Genomic DNA, 17,644 nt, shown 5'->3' on the forward strand with positions numbered 1-17,644 from the left:
GATCAACGCGTACTCGCAAATAGCCTACAGCATCACTCCTATTAGCCTTTATTTGAGTTCCTGTTTTCCTCTCGTTTCGCTTTCGCGAAAGCTAACTGATCAAAGACAAAAGGAAAGTCAATTCAACCAAAGGAAGACATCAACATCAATTCGGTACTTATTAAGAAGATAATTGATATATTTATGCCATAAAATACTACTGGCAACAACTTAATTAAAAATAATAGAGCAATGAGTTGCTTAACCCAATGCTAAAAGTATTTTTGCAAAGTCGTCAAATTTAAAAGTTCGACTTGTGTTAAATTAAATATTAGATGGGTATTTACCACCCTGCTATTCTTATAAAAATACGTTAAAAAAGATAAATAAATACAGTAATGGATTTACAAATAGGAGATCAAGTACACTTAATTATTGAAAGAGAAACACCCTTGGGATATATTGTTTTAATAGAGGAAGAGTGGGAAGGATTGCTTTATAAAAATGAAGTGTTTACTGATTTAGAGGAGGACACGGAAGTCATTGGATATATAAAAAACATAAGGGAAGATGGTAAAATAGATGTCTCCCTTAGACCACAAGGCTTTCTAAATGTGATTGATACTAACGTAGATAAAGTTTTAGAAAAGTTGAAAGAAAGTCCGGAAGGATATATTTTAGTGACCGATAAAAGCTCGCCAGACGCGATACGTTTTCACTTAAATATGAGTAAAAAATCCTATAAGAAAGCGCTAGGAAATCTGTATAAGCAAAAGCTAATAGCTATTACAGCAGACAGAATAGAATTGCTAGATAAAAACTAAATAGGTGTGCCCTGCACATAATAATCGGACTTTAAACAACTCTTTTCTTTATTCCTTTCCTACCACTATGAATCTGTGCTCATAGATTCATAAAAATAGTTCTTTGAGCCTGTTAGATGTTTTCTAAGTTTAAAAGTAGTCCAACTTAAGACGCGTATGAAAAACAGCTTAATGACTTGGTGAATTTGAAGTAGGACGCTGCATTGATAAGAGCAAAAACGACGGGGAATATTTTTAAAATACCTTCGGACTTATAAAACGAATTTACTTAGAAATCAACAATGAAAAAGAATAGTTACACGAAAGAACAGTTGCAAAAACGCTATTGGTGGTTTGGAGGTATAGGAACTGCTCTATTGGGTGTTGGACTATCTGCTTTAGTAGAAAGCGGTTTTTTAAAACACAGCCAAGCGGAAGAATGGCAATGGATTGCAGCTGGAACCTTATCTTTAATTCTGATCATGATAGGGATCAACTTTTTATTTGAATCTTTTGCTTGTAAACAACGTTGAACCAATTCAAAATAAAAAGAATATCGTATTACACAACTCTAGATATGTGTAAATAATTACTATTACTAGCCTACTCATTAAAAAAATTGCGAATTTTACATTACGTTTGAGTTTACTAATTTTGTTGTTTATCCACACGACAAATATGCTACACATTATAGAAAACGAAAAGCTAATTTGCACCATTGAATCTAGTGGAGCAGAGATACGATCTTTAAAAAATAAGGCAACTGGCGAGGAGTACATTTGGCAAATAGACAAATCCATATGGGGAAGCAGTTCCCCGATTTTATTTCCAGTAATTGGAAAAATTAAAGAAGATAAGGTTATTTATGATGGGAAAGAATACGCCATGCCTAAGCACGGAATTATTCGAAACAACGAACTCCTTAGCTTTAAAACATATAGTATTTCTAAGTGCTCTTTTACTCTTAACAATTCGGAGGAAACACTCCTACAATACCCTTTCAAATTTTCTTTCTCGGTAGATTTTACCCTTATAGGCAATCGGTTAATAATGACTTACAACGTTGAAAATAGAGACGCTGCTCCCATACAATTTGCTTGCGGTGGACATACTGCATATGCGTGCCCTTTAAGTGACAATATAAAGCTATCTGACTATGTAATTGAGTTCCCTTCTCCATTGCCCCTTGCTTCAAGTACGTTAGGCGCTTCTGGATTGCTATCGCTTCACAAACGTAAAATTGCGAGTACGGGAGGGATTCTTCCACTTTCAGATACCTTATTTAATGAAGATGCATTGATATTTCCTAACATAGCATGCGATTGGGTTCGATTGCATAAAAAGAAAGAGAAAAAAGGAATCATAGTTCGATTTAAAGATTATCCGCATCTTGCATTGTGGTCAAAACCATCTGCAGATTATATATGTATAGAACCTTGGCTAGGACTTCCAGACCAAGAAGATGAATCTTTAGATATAATGCAAAAAAAAACCTATAAAACAGTGGAACCTGATACTAAATTTTCAATCGCTATTGAGACAGAAATTGAGTAATCTCTAATTTTGAATAAGGAAGCAGAAGACTTTGGAGAAAGAATTATGGGCATCGTAAATTAAGTCGTAAATATCTTATTACTAAATACAGCCTGTTTAAAAGCACCGTTAGCTATTATTGGAACTACTGAGGTTTTCTAACTGCCGCAAAAGGTCTAAATGGATTACTTTAACACCCGCCTATGAGCAGACAGGATCAACAAACCAAACAGGAAAATTTTTTTAGAGTACCTTTCATTGGGATGATACATTTTTGTGAGTGCGCTAATTATAAATTAACAGTTAAATAATCAATAGATTTTGAAGGATAAAATAAATGCTAATTATAAAGTTGGCGATTTAATTTACGATGCCCATATTTATGATGGAATGAACACCAACCTAGCTGATTTGCAATTTTACAAGAGCTGGCTACCAAAAAACAAGAATGCCCGTATACTCGAACTTTGTTGTGGCACAGGCAGACTTACTCTTCCAATTGCAAAGGATGGATATGATATTAGCGGGGTAGATTACACTTCTACAATGCTGGATCAAGCAAGAGCAAAAGCTTCTGAAGAAGGATTAGAGGTTGAGTTTATTGAAGCAGATATTAGAAATTTAGAATTAAATAAAAAATACGATCTTATTTTTATTCCATTTAATTCCATTCATCATTTATATACAAATGAAGATTTATTTAAAGCATTTAAGGTCGTTAAAAACCATCTCAAAGAAGACGGTTTATTCCTGTTAGATTGCTATAATCCGAATATTCAATTTATTGTTGAAGGTGAAAAAGAACAAAAAGAAATTGCAGCATATACCACCAATGATGGAAGGGAAATATGGATAAAACAGGTCATGAGATATGAAAATAAAACTCAGATCAATCGTATAGAATGGCATTATTATATAAATGGGGAGTTTGATTCGATTCAAAATTTGGATATGAGACTGTTTTTTCCTCAAGAATTAGATGCCTATCTGGAATGGAATGGATTTAATGTTATTCATAAGTTTGGAGATTTTAAAGAAGAGGCGTTTAATGATGAATCGGAAAAACAGATATTTGTTTGTCAATAAGCTATCGAATAACGGTTCAAATAGCACTAGTTTAGTTGGATCCAAAAAAACTTGACTTAAAAAACAAATCTCCTATTCTTTAATTTTAAGACAGCATCATACGAAGCTTATAGAATCAAGAATTTGACTCTTTAAGCTTTTTTTATACTATTCCTATTTACTTGTTCTGCCTCTATAAAGAGATAAATGTCGTGATACCTTATCTCCTTATTTACAACGATAAAACATTTTTTTAAGACGTTTATTTGATAATGTGATCATGCCAGTATCTTGTTTATATATTGCTGCAGTTCTCTTTACTGCCTGGCGGCAGTAAAGAGAACTGGTAAATGACAAGTGCACACATCACATGATAATAAAAACTAATTGCAGAAACTACTACTACTATTACTCTGTTTTTCCACACCAAACTGCTAAAGGCTATGATTCCACCTTTATAGCCACCTTACTTCCAACCCTTTACCCTTTCAGATATACATATCTATACATAGTAAGGTGAAGCATCTAGTCTGTATAAAGAAAGTAAGAAAAGGTGTAGCCATTAGTATACTGACCATCAATTTAATGCACCAAATTTTAAGTGATTCCCCAAGATTAAAACAACACATAAAAATTTGACACCTTTATCTACTCTAAATACACTATTTTTATTTATTAAATTTTTCCACTAACCTTATATTCAATATCATAAAAACCTAATGGAATCAAATGAAAAACCTACATATAAGGAGTTAGAGAATCGTATTAATGAATTGCAATCCGAAATCAAAATAAAACAGGATTATAAGAGACTATTTGAGAATGCTTCCATTTCTATTTGGAATGAAGATTTAACGCTAGTATTTGAACAAATAGAAGAGCTTAGAAGACTCGATATACCAAATATTAAAATATATTTAATCGAGAATCCTAAGGTTTTACTTTCCTTAATTAAAAAATTAAGGATTAATAGTGTCAATAAAGCTACTTTAAGATTATTTAAAGCAGAGAGTAATCAAGAGTTTTTAAATAATTTACAGAGCACATTTGGAGGCGGAGCAAACAAAGTATTTATTGACCTGTTGGAGTCCATATGGAATAATGAGAAATCCTTTACAGCAGAAGTAAATTATAAAACACTAAAGGGAGATGAGTTTGCAGCGTTATTTTCAATTCCTATTCCTCAAACTAAATTAGAACAGCAGTCAGTTCCTGTGACGATCCAAAGCATTCAACCGTTAAAAGAGGCTGAACGAGCAAAAGAAGATTCTTTAATGAAATTACAAGAAGCTCAAAAAATAAGTCACGTAGGAAATTGGGAGTGGGAATGGGAGACTGATCATGCCTTATGGTCTGATGAAATGTACCGAATTTATGGTGTTGAAAAAGAGGGTTTTGTCCCTACTAGTGAAAATGTAAGCAAGGCAATTATAGTGGAAGATAGGCATAAGATGGAGCATGCTATTAGTCAATTATTCAAAGGTGAGGTAACAGAGTCTTTTGAATTTAAAATCGTTCGACCTAATAATGAAATACGAGATCTAAGTATACTCGCTTTACAAATAAACGAAGGGACCGTATTTGGTGTCACTCAAGATATCACAGATAGAAAAAAAATAGAGAATGAATTAAATGAAGCACAGAAATTAGCAAAAGTTGGAAGCTGGTTATTTAATCTATCCAATAGAAAGATAGAGTGGTCGGATGAAACGTTTCATATGTGGGGGTTTGATTCCAAGAAAGATACTACTCCTGATTTTGATACAATGGTTCAACGGATTCACAAAGACGATCAACAACTGTTTAATAGATCTATTGAAAAAGCTACTCACCATGGAATTGCATATGATATTGAAATTAGAATTTGTCTTCCCAATGATCAGCAAAAAACACTAAGAATTATATGTCAACCTATAAAGAAAGTTAGCGGAGAAGTTATAGGTTTTGCAGGAACCAATCAAGATATCACCGAGCAAAAATTATTAGCTATGGAGCTCACCAAGGCTAAAGAAAAAGCAGAAGAAAGTGACCGATTAAAATCAGCATTTCTTGCAAATATGAGCCATGAATTACGTACTCCAATGAACGGTATTTTAGGTTTTTCAGAATTATTGAAAAGAAAGAATATTTCAAATAAAACGAAAGACACCTATTTAGGATATATTGAAAAAGAAGGAAATCGTCTTTTGAGTTTTATATCGAATATTGTAGATATTTCAAAGATTGAATCTAATATCATTACTATCGAAAAGTCTTTTTGTAATATCAATGGGGTCATTGATGATCTCTATTCAAAATATTCTTTCCAATTAGAGAATACGGGCGTAAAACTTAAATTTAAAAAAGGACTAAACGATCAACACAGCGGTGTGGAAACAGATACCAATAAATTAATTCAAGTATTATCTAATTTATTAGAAAACGCCATAAAGTTCACCAAAAAAGGTGTGATTGAATTTGGATATTCCTTATTTGAAAGCAAACTTGAATTTTATATAAAGGATTCTGGTATCGGTATTGAAATGGAAGAACAAAAAAATATTTTTAACAGATTTACGCAAGGCAGATTGGAACAAACTCATAATCATGGTGTAGGGTTGGGCTTGTCCATTGTAAAAGGTATTGTTACTATTCTAGGTGGTGAAGTATGGCTAGATTCTCAAGCAGGAGTAGGTTCCACATTTTACTTTACCATCCCTTACGAAAATGTAATGGCCGACACAAATATCGTTTTAGACACGAGCAGTACGACTCTGGACAATAGCCATTTTACGGTATTAATAGCCGAAGATGATCGATTTAGCTTTCTGTATTTAAAGGCATGTCTTTCAGATGTTAATTGCTCCATTTTACATGCTGTTAATGGTAAAGAAGCTGTTAAATTAGTACATCAAAACTCTTCGATAGATGTGGTGTTAATGGATATCAACATGCCTGAAATGAACGGAGATAAGGCATTAGAGGAAATAAGAAAAATAAATACAGAAATACCAGTAATTGCCCAAACAGGTTTGGCCATGGCCGGAGATAAAGAAAAGATGTTAAAGGCTGGTTTTAATGATTATATCTCTAAACCTATCTCCCCAAGGGTTTTAATAAAAACCATAAATAAACACTTAAAGAGGCTAGCTGACTCTGGTATGGTTAAAAAAATACTATGAAACATTTATCTATTCTAATACTTTGTATGCTGTTAAATTCTTTTATACTACCGCTGTTTGCATAACTGGATCCTTTTATTAATGACTATTTAGAGCGATTAGAGAATTCGTAAGAATATTTAATTTTGCTAGGAAAAAGCATGCCCGAAGGGAACTATAACGATAAAGCTACTACAGAATCAATGAGCTTTGCAGAAAATTTGATACCTATTGGATATGCGATGGATTGGTATGGCCAATCATTATTAGGAGGACCCAAATCAAGGGATTGGAATTCAGATACCATACTAAGGTTACCAATAAATCTAAAATAGAAATGATTGCAATAGCTGACAAAGTATTTGATGAAACCATACATCTGATAAAAATATTTGATACAACTCCGTTAGATGAAGTGCTGGACTATTTCGGATTGATTAGGACCAAACGACAAATTTTCTCAATACTTACTGACCACATAACTCACCACAGAGGCCAAATTCTTGTTTATAGGAGACTAGAGGGACTTGTGCCGCCGAGCTATGTTTTATTTTAATGACTACAACAGCGTTGAATATCTGAATATGGAATGATTACACCGTAAATGCTGCCATTTTATGATTTTAATGGTTGCGCAATTACACATACAGAAGACCTTTGAAAGTAAATCAAATACATAACATCCTATGACTAAGAAGTGGAGCAAACGAAAAGCCTTTAGAATCATTTGATTTAGTCTTGTCACTTTATTCTTTATATAGAACTGGAATACCCTCCAATCACACAAGCTTCCTGAAAACACATTTTTAAATTCTGACTTGGTTTCTGTTATAGAAACTGATGATCAAATCTCTTTTACCTCTAAAATTTCAGAAAATAAACTTGAAGTTGTTTTTTTTCAAGGTGGTTTAAATGATCCCAAAGCTTATGCCCCACTCTGCCGGAAAATAGCTGAAAAGGGATTTACCTGTCATCTTATAAAAATGGATTGGAGGCTTCCACCATACGATTATCAAAAAGTTTTCAAATTAATAGATACAACTGCTGGAAACTATGCCATAAGAGGACACTCTCAAGGTGAGAAAATAGCCGCTCAATTAGTTTATGAAAATCCAAACCCGTTTAAAGGATTATTTTTAATGGGGACTTCTCACCCACGAGACATTGATTTATCAAATCAAAATATTCCTTGTATCAAATTATATGCTGATCATGACGGACTAGCTAGTGTGGAAGAAGTATTGGAAAACAAAAGTAAGTTACCTAAACACTCCAAATTAATTCTTATAGCTGGTGGCAACCACTCCCAATTTGGTTATTTGGGTCAACTGCTTATGGATAGTTCTTCTGAAATTTCGTTAGAAGAACAACAAAAACAGACCTATAATCACTTGATTAATTTTATAAGTAGCATTGGAAAGAGTATATAAAACCAAATCTAATTTCACGGCTTCTTCCCCCTTATTTCTCCATCCTCACCCGAGATAGCTATCGAGATTCTATTCGATTTATATATACTAAATTAGTATCTTAATCATCCAACTAAAATTAATCGTACACGCCGAAAGCGTTCCTTCTAAAAGACAAAAAATGAAATCCTTCTTACAATTTTCCTTCTTCACTCTACTTATTCTTTTCTTTTGTACATGCAAGCAGCCCGCAGAACCATTAAATCTTCAAGGAAATGAACGCAAAAAGATCGAAATAGTAACAAATTACGGGTCTATGATTATCGAACTCTATAATGAAACACCACTGCATCGAGATAACATGATTAATCTTGCAAGTAATAAAGCATTTGACAGTTTGCTATTTCATAGGGTTATAAATGAGTTCATGATTCAAGGAGGAGACCCAGATAGTAGAAAGGCACAACCTAATGACACGCTTGGAAATGGAGATGCTCCATACCTAATAGATGCAGAATTCCACAGTGAATTATTTCACAAAAAAGGAGTTTTAGCTGCTGCTAGAGATGATAATCATGCAAAGGCATCCAGCGCTATGCAATTCTATATCGTACAAGGGAAAAAATTTAACGATAGCCTGTTGAAGATAGTTGAAAAGCGCATTGATAAAAATAGGGCTAGAGATTATTTTAGGAATGATAATAGAAAAAATACTTTAATAGATTCCATACAATATGCAAGTGACAATGAGCACATGGAACATTATAATCAATTAATGGATAGCGTATTAAGGCTGGCCTACCAAGAAGAAAACTTTAAATCTTATGTTATTCCTGACTATCAACGCAAGATCTATAAATCGATTGGAGGTACACCGCATTTAGACCAAAATTATACGGTTTTTGGTGAATTAATAAAAGGGATGAATGTATTAGACTCCATAGCGAGAGTTCCTACAAATACTTTAGACAGGCCTTTGAATGATGTCAGGATACAAACCATAAAGTTGTTGAATTAAAAACAAGCTTTTTTTTCTTTAGTGTCACTTAAAAAAGTTGCTGCTATAGCAAGTATTTCCATCCAAGTGTTTTTTTAATTTCCCTTACAGAAAGCTATGGGTAATCATAGCAGCTATTTATATGTCTGTTCTCGCTTTCCTGCCTACCGACAGGCAGGAAAGCGAGAACAAGACCATCTTCATTAATAACCAACAAGGACTAATTTACCTCTTATCCCTTAAAAAAATGCCAATCCCTGCACCAAATGACTTTTTATTCCCTATTCTAGGGTGGATGTTTTAAAACAGTAGTCATTTTCCTTATAGGCAAATGCAATAGCTTAGAAAAGCCTTTTAAGGCATCGTGATGGTAAGACTTTATAGCACTATTTTAATATAGTGAATTAAATAAAATATCATTGCCCGAAGCTATTGGAACTTAATTCTCCTAGCTTTAGAATTAAATTATAAACCCACTTGAAAAAAAAACTAAAACAACTAGAATTATTTCTAAAAAGCTCCAGGTTTGACCGTGGACTTCGGATTGGAATCGGAATTACGCTGCCCTTTGCGGTGTTGTATTTTTTAGGGTATTTTGAGTATGCTCCAGCTGTAGTCGTTGGTGCTTTTTTAAATGCCCCTGGTGATATTCCGGGAAGTTTTAAGCGTAAGGTCAATGCCATTTTAATCAGTATTGGATTAACGATGGTGATAACCACTTTAATACTGTTTTCAAAGCCTTTCCTGCCATTACTCTTGCTAGTAATTGCGATCATTACGTTTGCGGTGTCCCTCATTTCCGTTTATGGTTTTAGAGCGTCTTTAGTGTCCTTTTCTGGCTTGTTGTCTATGGTCATCGCATTTGCTATCCAAAAGGAAACAGCACAAGAGATTTTTGTTCATGTTGCTTTAATGGGAATTGGTGGTATCTGGTATTTGGTCGTATCCTTTATTTTTCAAAAATTGGCACCTGTAAAGGATCAGAATCAGTTGTTGTCAGATACGCTTCTTCTCACTGGTAAGTACCTGAAATTAAGAGCAAAATTATTGACGCGAAAAAACAAACGTAATGCGCGCTTTAAAGAAACTTTTGTCCTTCAAAATCAAATCAACGAAAAGCATGAAACGCTTCGAGAAACACTGCTTACGGCACGTAAACGTTCTGGACGTTCTCGTTATGAAGAAAAACAACTATTGATCTTACTCTCCACTATTAATATCTTCGAATTGATAGAGGCAAAATATTTAGATTATGAAAGGATCGATGGTATTTTTGGTGCGCATAAAGAATTTCTAAAAGCCTCCAAAAAGCTCAATAAAATTATGGGCAATCATCTTATACGCTTGTCTGAAATATTGATTCAAAATGATAAAGTACCCGATAAAGAAATTCTAATAAATGCCTTATCAAAAGCATCTAAATCAATTACCAATTATATCAATACCGTCAAGCTACCTGAAGCACGTGAAGGTGCTTTGGTGTTAAAAAATCTATACGATTATCAAGAACAGTTACTTCAAGAAATCAAGACTATAAGACGAGTAATGGCAAATGTCAAAGAGGCGTCTAAGGTTTCTTTAAAACGAGAAGATTCGAGTCAGTTTTTAACACTTCAAGAATACAGGCTCAACGTCCTTGTTCAAAATCTCAGTTTGGACTCCACCATGTTTAGACATTCCTTACGTCTTAGCATCGCGATTTTATTTGCTTATTCGTTAGGCTTTGTATTTGATATACAGAATACCTACTGGATCTTACTGACGATAATTGTTATCATGCGACCTAGCTATGGGTTAACAAAAGAGCGTTCAAAAGATCGCATCATCGGCACACTAATAGGTGCTGCTATTGCAGTTGGTATTGTACTGCTTACTCAAAATGTAGTGGTCTACGCTATACTGGCAATTGTCTCATTGATATTTGCATTTGCATTGCTTCAACAAAATTATAAGTCGGCTGCTGCATTGATCACCATCAGTATTGTTTTTGTGTATTCCTTTATCAATCCTGATGCTTTTGAAGTGATTCAATATCGTGTTATCGATACCGTTATAGGATCGACTATTGCTGTTGTTGCTAATTATGTGCTGTTACCTAGTTGGGAGGTAAATAATCTAAAACAGGTGCTTCTCAATGCCTTAAAGATGAATAAAAATTATCTTTTAGCAACACAAGAGCTGTATCAAGATCCTTCTAAAAATAAGCTCTCCTATAATGTCGCAAGGAAAGAAGCATTTCTTGCCATCAGTAATTTAAATGCTGCCTTTCAACGGTTGACTCAGGATCCTAAATCCAAACAAAGACAGTTTCAACTCATTTATGAAATTGTAACACTTAACCAGACCATGGTTTCGGCCATCGCCTCTATAGGTAATTTTATCAGCAATCATACCACTACCCCTGCTTCTATAGAGTTTCATATACTCATGAAAAAAATTGCGAATACCCTAGAAATGTCATTCGATAGTTTAGACCATACCCAACTCCATAAAAAAGTCGCTGAAGAAACTGCAGAAGATGCTCAGGAAAAATTGTTAGATAAATACCAGCAATTATCAAATTTGAGAGATGAAAATATCAATCAAGGCCATTTGGAGTTAGATACAGAAACACTTCATGCGCTTCAGGAAGCCTATTTGATTGCCAATCATATGGCCTGGTTAAAATCTCTTTCCGAAAATCTGAAAAAGGCTACAGAACATTACCGCGCTTCTATCGTAGATGACCAAGAGACGTTTTATTAATTTTTTAAAACCTCTATCTAAGGTTCTAGCTATCGTTCACATAGAGCCGTAGCAGCATATTCCATATGATACTTATCGTTAACTATAGATGATGTCGTTTTTATATACTCCCTACAGTCACACTCTCAAAACAGTATTAAAGTGTAAGTCTAGTTATTTAAAGACCAGTTTGTTATTGGTTCCGCTTTCGCTCCCCGACCGGAAAGCGAGAATGTCCGCAATCTTATTCAATCAATGGATCACTTAGTTTCAATACTTAAAATATCAAAAATAGCTTTGATAACATCGAGACCATAAGTTTCTTGATCTTGATAAAGACTTCATTGTTCTAATGGTTTAATTGGACCAACAATACCTAATCAAATAAGGAAGATCCACACAAAGATGCTGAGATAAGGCTAGGTTGGTGATAATTTACTTAGTATGATCAGTGATGTAGCAATTTAAAAGCTTATTTTTAAAAAATAAAATAAGCCATTAGAGAAGCACCATTTATAATCCTGAGCGGTAAAAATTCTCAAACAAACTTCAAACAAACATCCTGTTCGCTATATGAAAGAAAATCCTTTAACTATGGAAATGTTATTAGACCAACTTGTAGGCCTAGAAATCATCCAAGTTGCAGCAATCCCTATGATTTTACTTGTTTTATTAGAATGGCTCCTTACCATTATTCAAAAAAAAGATTATTATAACGGCCTAGATACCTTATCAGCCACCTGTATTGGCCTAGTAAATGTTGGTATTTCTGCTTTATTAAAAATAGGGATCTTTGGAATTTTTCTATTCTTTTATAACGCAGTTCCTTGGAGTATTCCAAGAGTATGGTGGGCTTACATTTTTTGTATTATTTCTATTGATTTTTGTAGGTACTGGTCACATAGATTAACTCATGTTAATCGTTTCTGGTGGGCAACTCATGTAACACATCACAATTCTGAAAAATACAACTGGTCGGTATCTTTTCGATTAGGTTGGACACAACATATTAAAATTATTTTTTTCATTCCTATAGTTTTGATGGGGTTTGACCCTGTACTTTTTTTTATATGCCACCAAATTGAGGTACTCTATCAATTTTGGATTCACACGGAGTATATTAGAAAATTACCTGCACCTATTGAATATATTTTTGTTACACCATCTCATCACCGAGTTCATCATTCGAGAAACGAGAAATATCTGGATAAGAACTTTGGATCGACTTTTATCATTTGGGATAGAATATTTGGAACCTTTCAAGCCGAAGAGGAACAACCTATATATGGCATTACGAAACCAATTAACTCCTATAACCCCATTACTTTAAATTTTCACGAATGGAAAGACATTACATTAGATGTCATAAAAAGTCGCTCCTTAAAAGAAGCTTATGCCATGATGTTTACGAGTCCTTCTAAATTGGAAATGGTGAAATCCGAGTTTAATTCTATTTATTCTCAGGAAAATGAACCAGCAACTAAGACTGATGTTGATTTTAACAAGATCAATGCTTTTGAAAATAGTAAATAGCTAGGGCCTTTAATCACATATAGCGTTTTAAAGAAATTGAGACCGATAAGGAGCTGAGGTAAAAGCAAGACTTTTCTTCTTTAATGGAAGACGCTATAATTCAAAGCTCCTAGATTCAAGTATTTGATTCTATGAGCTTTTTTTATACAGATCCTTTTTACTTATTAGGGGTATATAATAACACGGGTTTATCATATATACGATCGACGTTTCACTTAAAAACAGTTTTGAAGTTGTTTATTTACCTCCTCTGTAATATCTATTTTTTTTATACCAATTCCGCTTTCGCGAAAGCGAGAACATCATAATCATCAGTGATTTTATCGAGTAAAATCTCTTTAATGCCATCTTTTAATCCTTTTGATGGGTGCATAAATTCTAAGTAAATAACAAAACTATGACATCAATTATTTAGAACGTCATATATTCAGAAAATACGATTGATTTTTTATTCATTTTTTTCCTACATTCAACCTTGTAACAAGCAACTTCTAAAAGTTAGAACACTTAGAAACAATCATTATAAAAAACATGAAAAGTGCCCTCGTACTTTTTTTAACTATCCTAATTATTGTTGGCTGTAAACAAGAAAAAAAAACTTCTGAACGTTTAACAGAACTATCAGAACCTAAAGGAGTTAAAAACCTAGCCTATAAATGGGGAGAGATGGCTTTAACAGCCCAAGCAAGGGATACGGAAAGATTTAAACCAAGACCCACTGTCACTTCTAGATACTTAGGATTGGTATTTATTTCCATCTTTGACGCGTGGACCAGGTTTGATGAAAAAGCAATTCCTGTATACCTCAACGGAGTCGAAAGAAAGCCACTGAATGAACCCACGTTAAAAAATAAAGAAATTGCCATTAGCTACGCGGCTTTTAGAGCCTTGAGTGAGTATTATTATTCGGACAAAGAATTGTTTGCAGAGTTTATGGTAGAACTTGGATTAGATCCCAACAATAATTCTTTAGATCCCAATACTCCTGAAGGTGTTGGAAATTTAGCTGCTATAGCCGTTATTGATGCTAGAAAAGGAGATGGGTCCAATCAAAATGGAGAAGAAGAGGGGTCAAATGGAACACCTTATTTTGACTATACCGGTTATGCTCCTGTGAATTCCCCAGATGAAAATATCGATCCCGATAGATGGCAACCTAAGTATTTTTCAGACGGTAAAGGAGGAACTTATGCGCCAGGCTGTTTGACTCCTTTTTGGGATAAAGTCCAGCCTATTGGTTTAAAATCGGCCGATCAATTCCGTCCAGGACCGCCACCAAAAATAGGCTCTCCACAAATGAAAATAGAGGTTCAAGAAGTTATTGATTTACAAAAAAACCTGACGGACTACCAAAAAGCCTTGGTAGAATTCATGCGAGATGGGCCCGAATCTGTTCAACAAGCTGGACATTGGTTAAAGTTTGCGCAAGATGTTTCCCGAAGAGATGCCCACACACTAGACCAAGATGTAAAGATGTATTTCTATAACCAGATAGTAGCAATGGATGCTTTTATCGCCAATTGGGATTCTAAAATGTTCTATGACTCTGCCAGACCTTATGCATTGGTTCACGAATATTATAAGGGACAAGAAATTAAAGCTTGGGGAGGAGAAGGGAAAGGAATGATAGAAATGGACGGCTCAAAATGGCAACCCTATTCACCACCAATATTTTTATGCCCTCCATTTCCAAGCTATACCTCAGGTCATAGCACCATAAGTGGTGGTTGTGCTGAAGCATTAAAAATCTGGACTGGTAGTGAAGAATTTGGTTCTGAAGCAGTAATGGTTGCAGGTGCTTTGACAGAGCCTGATCATCTAGGAGAAGCGATTACTTTGAAGTTCCCAACATTTACAGAAGCTGCCGAAATGGCTGGAATTTCAAGAGTCTTAGGAGGATATCACATACAGTCAGATAATATTGCAGGCCTGGAATTGGGCAGAAAAGTAGCAAGAGAAGACTGGAAGTTTTACAAAAAACATATAGGAGAAGAATTATAATAGACTTTAAGACGATAAAACTCTTTGATTTTGATCTCGCTAAAAATTCAGCTGTTATATTTAAGCTTGTCAATACCTTAAAGTTGAAGTACAGGCCTGATCAACCACTCCTGCCCTAGCCTAATGCAACCTATTGATAAACTATTATTAAGATGATCAAGAAGCTTCAAAATACTGATATAGAAGTATCCCAAAAAATCCATTCTGTTTTTCAAGCGTCCTATGCGGTAGAGGCCCAATTATTAAAGGCTTTTAATTTTCCGCCTTTAAAGAGACCTCTAGAAAATTATAGAGAAAGTAAAACAGATTTTTTTGGATTTATTAAGAAAGAAGAATTAGCAGGAGTCATTGAAATAAATCCTAAGGATGATCACACCCGTATTGCTAGTCTGGTTATAGATCCACATTTTTTTAGACAGGGTATTGCAGGACAGTTAATAGAATTTGTTTTCAATGCTTATGACTCCAATTTATTTATTGTTGAAACTGGTCTGGATAATGGACCGGCCGTTGGGCTCTATAAAAAATTCGGTTTTATAGAAGTTACACAATGGGACACGGATTTTGGTATACGAAAAATACGTTTGGAACGCAGGTGAAAATATCCAAATTGATTTCAATGGAAATTAAAATAAAAATCGCCGTTCCAAGTATGGAAAGGTCTGATCTCAACACCTATTCAAATAGGTCTGATGATAAATAACGATCACCACGGTCACATATAATACTGACTATAACGCCACTTTTCAATTCGTTTGCCAGTCTCAGTGCTGCTGTTGTAGCTCCACCACTACTCATTCCTGCGAGTATGCCTTCTTCCTTTGCCAATCTTCTAGTCATCGCGATAGATTCCTTTTGGCTGACCTCTAAAACCCTGTCTACTTTTTTAGCATCAAATATTTTAGGTAAATATTCAATAGGCCATTTTCGTATACCCGGTATGCTCGAGCCATCTGTAGGTTGTACGCCCACTATCTGAATGTTGTTGTTCTTTTCTTTTAAAAAGCTAGAAGTTCCCATAATAGTTCCGGTAGTTCCCATAGAAGAAACGAAGTGCGTCACTTCACCATGGGTATCTCTCCATATTTCGGGTCCTGTGGATTTGTAATGAGCTTTCCAATTGTCCTCATTTGCAAATTGATTAAATGTATAGTACCCCTCGTTTTCTACTTTTGCAGTGGTATAATCTCGAGCTCCTTCTATACCATCTGGGTGCAAAGTGACTTTGGCTCCATAGGCCTTCATAGTTTGAACACGCTCCTTAGTAGCCGAAGAAGGCATAACGAGTTCTATATCTAGTTTAAATATCCCAGCAATCATGGCAAGTGCAATGCCTGTATTCCCACTAGTTGCTTCTATAAGATTTGATGTGCTATCTATTTCCCCTCTATCTAAAGCACTTTTAATCATGTTATAAGCAGCCCTGTCTTTAACGCTTCCTCCTGGGTTGTTTCCTTCCATTTTAAAATACAAAGTCACATTAGGATTTGTATTGAGCACCATCGATTTTACCAGAGGTGTATTTCCTATTTGATCAATTAATGTATGACTCATTTTATAACTGTGCTTTTGTAAATATTTGTACTTCTGGAGTATGCAATACAGTAGAATTTTTTGGGACAGATGCCGTCAACCAAGTATTTCCTCCTATAATACTGTTCTCTCCTATTACGGTGTCTCCTCCTAAAATAGAAGCATTGGCATAAATGACAACATTTTTTTCAATAGTAGGATGTCGCTTTATATTTTTAAGTTGTTTTTTAATCTTAAGTGCCCCTAAAGTCACACCTTGATAAATTTTGACATTATCGTGAATCTCTGAGGTTTCTCCAATCACTACTCCTGTTCCATGATCAATAAAAAAAGAATTCCCAATTTGGGCACCCGGGTGAATATCGATTCCTGTGAGCTGGTGGGCATATTCTGTCATTAGACGCGGTATAAGAGGCAAGCCTAATTTAAAAAACTCCCTAGCCATTCTATAGATGGCAATAGCAAAAAAACCTGGATAGGCTAGATATACCTCTTCAATAGATGCAGCCGCTGGATCATTGTTATATATAGCTGTTGCATCTTTTTTTAAACTGTCAAATAAATCTGGTATGCTTTGCGTAAAGTCTTCCCATTTCTTACAAGGTTTTCCTTCGATTTCTGGACAAGCTATATTTCTTATTTTAAGAAATAAAGCCTCGAGTTCCATAAGTGTGTTTTCTGCATCTGTCCCATAATCAAACAAAGCATTAAAAAGCAATTGAGTAAACCGTTGTGATTCCTGCTTTAACAGGACAGAAACCCTAATTTCCTGCTTTTGCTTTTTGATAGCTTGTATCAATGTGGAGTGATTCATATTTTTATTTAAAGAGACGGATTTTTAAAGTAGCACCTCATTAAAAAGGAGTTAAAACTATTTTTATTTTTTATAACTCATACCATTCCACCTCAAGTTGATTCTAGTTATGC

The 17,644-nt window shown here is 34.6% G+C and carries 14 protein-coding genes; 12 read left to right on the forward strand and 2 right to left on the reverse strand.

Features of this window, described 5'->3' with window-relative positions; genetic code table 11:
* Positions 1-377: 377 nt before the first annotated feature.
* The 12 genes from F0365_RS14310 (at position 378) to F0365_RS14365 (ending at position 15,783) form a co-directional block, all read left to right on the forward strand.
* Complete coding sequence (locus tag F0365_RS14310; protein ID WP_169934318.1) at positions 378-803, forward strand: DNA-binding protein; 426 nt, start codon at positions 378-380, stop codon at positions 801-803.
* 281 nt (positions 804-1,084) lie between these two features.
* Complete coding sequence (locus F0365_RS14315; protein WP_169934319.1) at positions 1,085-1,315, forward strand: hypothetical protein; 231 nt, start codon at positions 1,085-1,087, stop codon at positions 1,313-1,315.
* 145 nt (positions 1,316-1,460) lie between these two features.
* Positions 1,461-2,336 (forward strand): aldose 1-epimerase family protein, encoded by an 876-nt coding sequence (locus F0365_RS14320; RefSeq protein ID WP_169934320.1) that lies wholly within the window; start codon positions 1,461-1,463, stop codon positions 2,334-2,336.
* 300 nt (positions 2,337-2,636) lie between these two features.
* The gene (locus F0365_RS14325; RefSeq protein WP_240961702.1) at positions 2,637-3,401 is read left to right on the forward strand and encodes a class I SAM-dependent methyltransferase; all 765 of its coding nucleotides are present in this window, start codon (positions 2,637-2,639) and stop codon (positions 3,399-3,401) included.
* 698 nt (positions 3,402-4,099) lie between these two features.
* Positions 4,100-6,541: a response regulator gene (locus F0365_RS14330; RefSeq protein ID WP_169934321.1), complete on the forward strand. Its 2,442-nt coding sequence runs from the start codon at positions 4,100-4,102 to the stop codon at positions 6,539-6,541.
* Positions 6,542-6,857: 316 nt separating this feature from the next.
* The gene (locus F0365_RS16605) at positions 6,858-7,076 is read left to right on the forward strand and encodes a DinB family protein (protein ID WP_240961704.1); all 219 of its coding nucleotides are present in this window, start codon (positions 6,858-6,860) and stop codon (positions 7,074-7,076) included.
* 262 nt (positions 7,077-7,338) lie between these two features.
* On the forward strand, positions 7,339-7,950 hold the full coding sequence (locus F0365_RS14340; RefSeq protein ID WP_169934322.1) for an alpha/beta hydrolase: 612 nt from the start codon (positions 7,339-7,341) through the stop codon (positions 7,948-7,950).
* A gap of 160 nt (positions 7,951-8,110) precedes the next feature.
* Positions 8,111-8,947: a peptidylprolyl isomerase gene (locus tag F0365_RS14345; RefSeq protein WP_169934323.1), complete on the forward strand. Its 837-nt coding sequence runs from the start codon at positions 8,111-8,113 to the stop codon at positions 8,945-8,947.
* Positions 8,948-9,403: 456 nt separating this feature from the next.
* Positions 9,404-11,671, forward strand: coding sequence for an FUSC family protein (locus F0365_RS14350; RefSeq protein WP_169934324.1), 2,268 nt, complete (start codon positions 9,404-9,406; stop codon positions 11,669-11,671).
* Between the two features lie 552 nt (positions 11,672-12,223).
* A complete protein-coding gene (locus F0365_RS14355; protein ID WP_169934325.1) occupies positions 12,224-13,183 on the forward strand; it encodes a sterol desaturase family protein in 960 nt (319 codons plus the stop codon).
* Positions 13,184-13,714: 531 nt separating this feature from the next.
* Complete coding sequence (locus F0365_RS14360; RefSeq protein ID WP_169934326.1) at positions 13,715-15,184, forward strand: vanadium-dependent haloperoxidase; 1,470 nt, start codon at positions 13,715-13,717, stop codon at positions 15,182-15,184.
* A 152-nt stretch (positions 15,185-15,336) separates the two neighbouring features.
* Complete coding sequence (locus tag F0365_RS14365) at positions 15,337-15,783, forward strand: GNAT family N-acetyltransferase (protein ID WP_169934327.1); 447 nt, start codon at positions 15,337-15,339, stop codon at positions 15,781-15,783.
* 76 nt (positions 15,784-15,859) lie between these two features.
* On the opposite strand, the gene cysM is transcribed toward F0365_RS14365, so the two are convergent.
* Complete coding sequence (gene cysM, locus F0365_RS14370) at positions 15,860-16,738, reverse strand: cysteine synthase CysM (protein ID WP_169934328.1); 879 nt, start codon at positions 16,736-16,738, stop codon at positions 15,860-15,862.
* Between the two features lies 1 nt (position 16,739).
* On the reverse strand, positions 16,740-17,531 hold the full coding sequence (gene epsC / locus F0365_RS14375) for a serine O-acetyltransferase EpsC (RefSeq protein ID WP_169934329.1): 792 nt from the start codon (positions 17,529-17,531) through the stop codon (positions 16,740-16,742).
* Positions 17,532-17,644: the final 113 nt, after the last annotated feature.

It is taken from the genome of Nonlabens sp. Ci31 (genome assembly GCF_012974865.1).
Lineage (GTDB): Bacteria > Bacteroidota > Bacteroidia > Flavobacteriales > Flavobacteriaceae > Nonlabens.

Coding starts and splice junctions, on each gene's coding strand:
- F0365_RS14310 (WP_169934318.1), top strand. CDS start 378: ATGGATTTACAAATAGGAGATCAAGTACACTTAATTATTGAAAGAGAA.
- F0365_RS14315 (WP_169934319.1), top strand. CDS start 1,085: ATGAAAAAGAATAGTTACACGAAAGAACAGTTGCAAAAACGCTATTGG.
- F0365_RS14320 (WP_169934320.1), top strand. CDS start 1,461: ATGCTACACATTATAGAAAACGAAAAGCTAATTTGCACCATTGAATCT.
- F0365_RS14330 (WP_169934321.1), top strand. CDS start 4,100: ATGGAATCAAATGAAAAACCTACATATAAGGAGTTAGAGAATCGTATT.
- F0365_RS16605 (WP_240961704.1), top strand. CDS start 6,858: ATGATTGCAATAGCTGACAAAGTATTTGATGAAACCATACATCTGATA.
- F0365_RS14345 (WP_169934323.1), top strand. CDS start 8,111: ATGAAATCCTTCTTACAATTTTCCTTCTTCACTCTACTTATTCTTTTC.
- F0365_RS14355 (WP_169934325.1), top strand. CDS start 12,224: ATGAAAGAAAATCCTTTAACTATGGAAATGTTATTAGACCAACTTGTA.
- F0365_RS14360 (WP_169934326.1), top strand. CDS start 13,715: ATGAAAAGTGCCCTCGTACTTTTTTTAACTATCCTAATTATTGTTGGC.
- F0365_RS14365 (WP_169934327.1), top strand. CDS start 15,337: ATGATCAAGAAGCTTCAAAATACTGATATAGAAGTATCCCAAAAAATC.
- cysM (WP_169934328.1), bottom strand. CDS start 16,738: ATGAGTCATACATTAATTGATCAAATAGGAAATACACCTCTGGTAAAA.
- epsC (WP_169934329.1), bottom strand. CDS start 17,531: ATGAATCACTCCACATTGATACAAGCTATCAAAAAGCAAAAGCAGGAA.